Below are 5700 nucleotides of genomic sequence, written 5' to 3'. Positions count from 1 at the left end.
GTCCCAGGTGACGTACGCATCGGGTGCCGGGTCGAACGCGGGCTCGTGAGGGCGCACCGTGCCGTCGACGAGCAGCTGCAGGAGATTCGCTCGGAGCATGTCCCAGTCGTGGTAGTGGTCCTGGTGGCAATCTTCACAGCAGACGACCAGGCCGCGCACCCCACGTGGAGCCAGCAGCGCCTCGTAGACCGCGAGGTCGGCGAGGTCTTCTTCGACGGCGAGCCGCTCGGCCGGATCGAGGGGCTGACCCGGTTCGATCGCGTCCAGAGCAGCAGACGGATCGTCGGGATCCCCTGCGAACGGGTCCGGTGGCAGACCGGGAGGCAATTGATCACGCACGACTCCACGGTACGCAGACCGAGGGGGTCTGCGCCAGCGGTGCTGCATGGACACGCCGACGAAGGCGGTGATCGAACTCTCGCAGGCCCTCACCGGGTTGCGGCAAGACCGGATGCAACCAACAGATACCATGGAGAAGTGCGCGTCTGACACGGCGTCGCCGTGTCCACACATTCCAACTGCCGGACGGGGCTCCCGTCCGCACCCAGCGATCGTCACGGAGGGTCCGAACCGCATGAGTAGTACCGGAGGGCACGTGCACACCGGCGGTGACGACCCGAACAAGGTCGCAATGCTCGGTCTGACCTTCGACGACGTGCTGCTGTTGCCGGCGGCGTCGGACGTCGTCCCGGGCAAGGTGGACACATCGAGCCAGCTGACCCGCGAGATCCGGCTCCGTATCCCGCTGGTGAGCTCGGCGATGGACACGGTCACCGAGTCCCGGATGGCCATCGCCATGGCCCGCGCGGGCGGCATGGGTGTTTTGCACCGCAACATGTCCGCCGAGGTGCAGGCAGCGCAGGTCGAGACCGTGAAGCGGTCGGAGGCCGGAATGGTGACCGATCCGGTGACCTGTAAGCCGACCGACACCTTGGCCGAGGTCGACGCGAAGTGCGCGCGGTTCCGGATCTCGGGTCTTCCCGTGACCGACGCCGCCGGACAGCTCGTCGGCATCATCACGAACCGCGACATGCGCTTCGAGGTCGACCAGAACCGCCCGGTCTCCGAGGTCATGACCAAGGCCCCGCTCGTCACTGCGCGTGAAGGTGTCACCGCCGAGGCCGCGCTGGGTCTGCTGCGCCGCCACAAGATCGAGAAGCTTCCCATCGTCGACGGGCAGGGCAAGCTCACCGGCCTCATCACCGTCAAGGACTTCGTCAAGACCGAACAGCATCCCAACGCCACCAAGGACCGCGACGGCCGACTGCTGGTCGGTGCCGCCGTCGGCGTCGGTGACGAGGCCTGGACGCGTGCCATGACGCTGGCAGACACAGGGGTGGACGTGCTCGTGGTCGACAGCGCCCACGGCCACTCCGCCGGGGTGCTCTCGATGATCGCCAAACTGAAGGCCGAGGTGGGCGACCGAGTGCAGATCATCGGTGGCAACGTCGCGACCCGGCAGGGTGCCGCGGCGCTCATCGAAGCCGGCGTGGACGCCGTCAAGGTCGGTGTCGGGCCCGGCTCGATCTGCACCACCCGCGTCATCGCCGGTGTCGGTGCGCCGCAGATCACGGCGATCCTCGAGGCCACCGCGGTTGCCAAGGCCCACGGTGTCCCGGTCATCGCGGACGGTGGCCTGCAGTTCTCGGGCGACGTTGCGAAGGCGCTCGCCGCGGGTGCGTCCACCGCGATGCTCGGTTCGTTGCTGGCCGGCACCGCCGAATCGCCCGGCGAGTTGATTCTGGTCAACGGCAAGCAGTTCAAGAGCTATCGCGGTATGGGGTCGCTCGGTGCGATGCAGTCACGCGGTGAGGCGAAGTCCTACTCCAAGGACCGCTACTTCCAGGACGACGTCCTGTCCGAGGACAAGCTGGTCCCGGAAGGCATCGAGGGGCGCGTTCCGTTCCGCGGTCCGTTGCAGCAGGTCACGCACCAGCTGATCGGTGGTCTGCGGGCGGCCATGGGTTACACGGGGTCGTCGACGATCGAAGAATTGCACGGTGCCCAGTTCGTGCAGATCACGGCTGCCGGACTGAAGGAAAGCCACCCGCACGACGTCACGATCACCGCGGAGGCCCCGAACTACGCGGCTCGCTGACCTCGACGTCGGCAGCAGGTCCCGCGCGAGTACCGCGGCGGGAGAACCGAGTCTCACGAGAAAGGGGCGCGCGTGCGCGACCTCGTTGAAATCGGCATGGGCCGGACCGCCCGGCGTACCTACGAGCTGGACGACATCGATATCGTTCCGTCTCGCCGCACCCGCTCCTCGAAAGAGGTGTCGACGTCCTGGCAGATCGATGCATACCGCTTCGATATTCCGGTTCTCGCGCATCCCACCGATGCCTTGGTGTCGCCGGGGTTCGCGATCGAGCTCGGCAAGGCCGGCGGCCTCGGCGTCATCAACGGTGAAGGTCTGTGGGGCCGGCACCCCGATGTCGGTGCCGAAATCGAGAAGCTGGTCGAGATCGCCGAGACCGACTACGACCCGAGTAGCGCGGTCGCCTACCTGCAGAAGTTGCACGCTGCGCCGCTGCAGCCCGAGCTGCTGGCGGCGGCGGTCGCGCAGGTTCGCGACGCCGGGGTGACGACGGCGGTGCGGGTGAGCCCTCAGAACGCTCGCGCCCTGACCCCCGCGCTCGTCAAAGCGGGCATCGACCTGCTCGTGATCCAGGGCACGATCATCTCGGCCGAGCATGTCGCACACAGCGAGGGCGAGCCTCTGAACCTGAAGACCTTCATCTCCGAACTGGATGTGCCGGTCGTCGCGGGTGGAGTGAGCGACCATCGCACCGCGCTGCACCTGATGCGCACCGGTGCGGCCGGGGTCATCGTCGGCTTCGGGTCGACGGCGGGCGCCACCACCACCAGTGCATCGCTCGGTGTCGGGGTGCCGATGGCCACGGCGATCGCCGATGCCGCGGCGGCCCGCCGGGACTACCTGGACGAGACGGGCGGCCGGTACGTGCACGTCATCGCGGACGGCGACATCGAAACCGCAGGCGATCTGGCGAAGGCGATAGCGTGCGGCGCTGATGCGGCCGTGCTCGGCGCCCCGCTGGCGTTGGCCGCCGAGGCTCCGGGTCTGGGCTGGTACTGGCCGTCGGTGGCGGCGCATCCGTCCATGCCGCGGGGTTCGGTACTGCAGGTCGCGTACGACGAGCGCCCGAGCCTCGATCGCGTGCTCGGCGGGCCGTCCGACGACCCGTTCGGTTCGTTGAACCTCGTCGGGGGTCTGCGCCGCGCGATGGCGAAGTCCGGCTACTCCGATCTCAAGGAGTTCCAGAAGGTGGGGTTGTCGGTCCGCGCCTGACGCGGCTCGAATCTCCCGGTTTCCGCATCTCGGTGGCCGTCGTCTTTTCGGGTTCCACCTGCCGTTTGTGGTACTCCCGGTTACGGTTAGGGCACCCTTGTCTGCAATCACAGGATCAAGGTGCATACTGACCGGTAACAACACGGTTTTTCGGTGGGAGGTGCTCCGATGGGTAAGCAGCGCGCGACGGACTACGACGTCCTCATCGTCGGCTCGGGCTTCGGTGGCAGTGTGACGGCACTGCGCCTGGTGGAGAAGGGCTACAAGGTCGGGATCCTCGAAGCCGGCCGTCGCTTCGCCGACGCCGACTTCGCCAAGACCAGCTGGGACCTGAAGCGGTTTCTCTGGGCTCCGCGACTCGGCTGCTTCGGTATCCAGCGTGTGCATCTGCTGCACGACTGCCTGATCCTGGCCGGTGCCGGTGTCGGCGGTGGTTCCCTCAACTACGCCAACACGCTGTACAAGCCTCCTGCGCCGTTCTTCGAAGACAAGCAGTGGGCGCACATCACCGACTGGCACGACGAACTGAGCCCGTTCTACGACCAGGCCCGCTGCATGTTCGGGGTCGTGCAGAACCCTCACATGACTCCTGCCGACGAGGTGATCAAGTCTGTCGCCGACGACATGGGAGTGGGCGACACCTTCATCCAGACCCCGGTCGGAGTGTTCTTCGGGGAGCCCGGCCGTACCGTCGCCGATCCCTACTTCGGAGGCGTCGGGCCCGACCGCACCGGCTGCATCGAGTGCGGCGAATGCATGACCGGCTGCCGCCACGGCGCGAAGAACACGCTTCTGAAGAATTACCTCGGACTCGCCGAACGTGCCGGTGCGGAAATCATCCCGCTCACCACCGTCACCGACATGCAGCAAGCCACCGACGGCACGTGGAATGTGCGCACGGAGCGCACCGGCGCCTGGGCGCGGAAGAAGCGACGCACATTCACCGCCGACCATGTCGTCCTCGCCGCGGGCACGTGGGGAACGCAGCACCTTCTGCACCATCTCAAGGACACCGGTGCCCTGCCGCAACTGTCCGACCGGGTCGGTGAACTGACCCGCACCAACTCCGAATCGATCGTGGGCGCGGGCAAGTACGCGATCGATCCGGACATGGACCTGACGCGCGGTGTGGCCATCACGTCGTCGTTCCATCCGTCCGCCGATACGCACATCGAACCCGTGCGCTACGGCAAGGGATCCAATGCGATGGGCCTGCTGCAGACCCTCATGACCGATGGCGGCGGCCCGGCACCGCGCTGGGTGAAGTTCCTCGGGCAGGTCGCGAAGAATCCCGTCAAGATGCTGCGGCTGCTGTCGGTGCGGAACTGGAGTGAACGCACGATCATCGCGCTGGTGATGCAGAACCTCGACAATTCCATCACCACGTACACCAAGAAGGGGCTGCTCGGCCGGCGCAAGGTCACCAGCAAACAGGGGCACGGACAACCCAACCCCACGTGGATCCCGTTGGGCAACGACGCGACCCGGCGTATCGCCGAGAAGATCGACGGGGTCGCCGGCGGAACGTGGGGGGAGATCTTCAACATCCCGCTCACGGCGCATTTCCTCGGTGGCGCGGTGATCGGTACCGATCCCGAGCACGGCGTCATCGACCCGTATCACCGGGTGTACGGGTATCCGACGCTCAGCGTGGTGGACGGGGCCGCGGTCTCCGCGAACCTCGGCGTCAACCCGTCCCTCACCATCACCGCGCAGGCGGAGCGGGCCGCGTCGCTGTGGCCGAACAAGGGGGAGAAGGACCTGCGCCCGGCACAGGGCGAGGGCTACCGACGGCTGAACCCGATCGCGCCGAAGAAGCCGGTCGTGCCCGCTGGGGCCCCGGGCGCGCTGTCGCTGCCCATCGTGGAGATCCGCAGCGGTGCGGATTCGGGCGTCGCGTGACCGGCGTCCGGCAAGCCGATGCGGCCGCTTAGACTGTTCGGGTGTCGCAAACCCAGCAGTCCAGGCCGGTCCTCGTCGTCGACTTCGGAGCCCAGTACGCGCAGCTGATCGCCCGCCGCGTCCGTGAGGCGAAGGTCTACTCGGAGGTCGTGCCCCACACGACAACCGTCGAGGAGATCGCCGCGAAGGAACCGCTCGCGGTGGTGTTGTCGGGCGGACCGTCCAGTGTCTACGAGGAAGGTGCCCCGCGGCTCGATCCGAAACTGTTCGATCTGGGCGTGCCGGTGTTCGGCATCTGCTACGGCTTCCAGGCAATGGCGGACGCCCTCGGGGGGACCGTGGCCCACACCGGTGCCCGCGAATACGGCCGCACCGAACTGTCCGTCACCGGTGGTGTCCTGCACGACGGGCTGCCTGCGACGCAGCCGGTGTGGATGAGCCACGGTGACGGGGTCACCGCCGCCCCCGAAGGTTTCGAAGTGACCGCG

At 67.3% G+C, this 5700-nt stretch carries 5 protein-coding genes; 4 read left to right on the top strand and 1 reads right to left on the bottom strand.

The window, feature by feature from the left end; genetic code table 11:
• A partial coding sequence (locus tag Q8814_RS23950) for a DUF5319 domain-containing protein (RefSeq protein ID WP_330154469.1) occupies window positions 1–339 on the bottom strand: 339 nt, incomplete at its 3' end.
• A 235-nt stretch (window positions 340–574) separates the two neighbouring features.
• Here Q8814_RS23950 and guaB point away from each other — a divergent pair.
• From guaB to guaA, 4 genes are all read left to right on the top strand, one after another.
• Window positions 575–2098 carry an IMP dehydrogenase gene (guaB, locus tag Q8814_RS23945; protein WP_330154468.1) on the top strand — a complete coding sequence of 508 codons (1524 nt, stop codon included), beginning with the start codon at window positions 575–577 and terminating at the stop codon, window positions 2096–2098.
• Between the two features lie 72 nt (window positions 2099–2170).
• Window positions 2171–3310, top strand: a complete 1140-nt coding sequence (locus tag Q8814_RS23940) for a GuaB3 family IMP dehydrogenase-related protein (RefSeq protein WP_330154467.1) — start codon at window positions 2171–2173, stop codon at window positions 3308–3310.
• Between the two features lie 168 nt (window positions 3311–3478).
• Complete coding sequence (locus tag Q8814_RS23935) at window positions 3479–5212, top strand: GMC family oxidoreductase (protein WP_330154466.1); 1734 nt, start codon at window positions 3479–3481, stop codon at window positions 5210–5212.
• Between the two features lie 41 nt (window positions 5213–5253).
• Window positions 5254–5700, top strand: a 447-nt coding sequence (gene guaA / locus Q8814_RS23930) for a glutamine-hydrolyzing GMP synthase (RefSeq protein ID WP_330154465.1), incomplete at its 3' end; no start/stop codon positions are given.

Origin of the sequence: Rhodococcus chondri (assembly GCF_036327435.1) — a bacterium.
GTDB classification, from domain to species: Bacteria; Actinomycetota; Actinomycetes; order Mycobacteriales; family Mycobacteriaceae; genus Rhodococcus; species Rhodococcus chondri.
The sequence above is the reverse complement of the archived record's forward strand: the minus strand, read 5'-3'. Positions and strand labels throughout refer to the sequence as shown.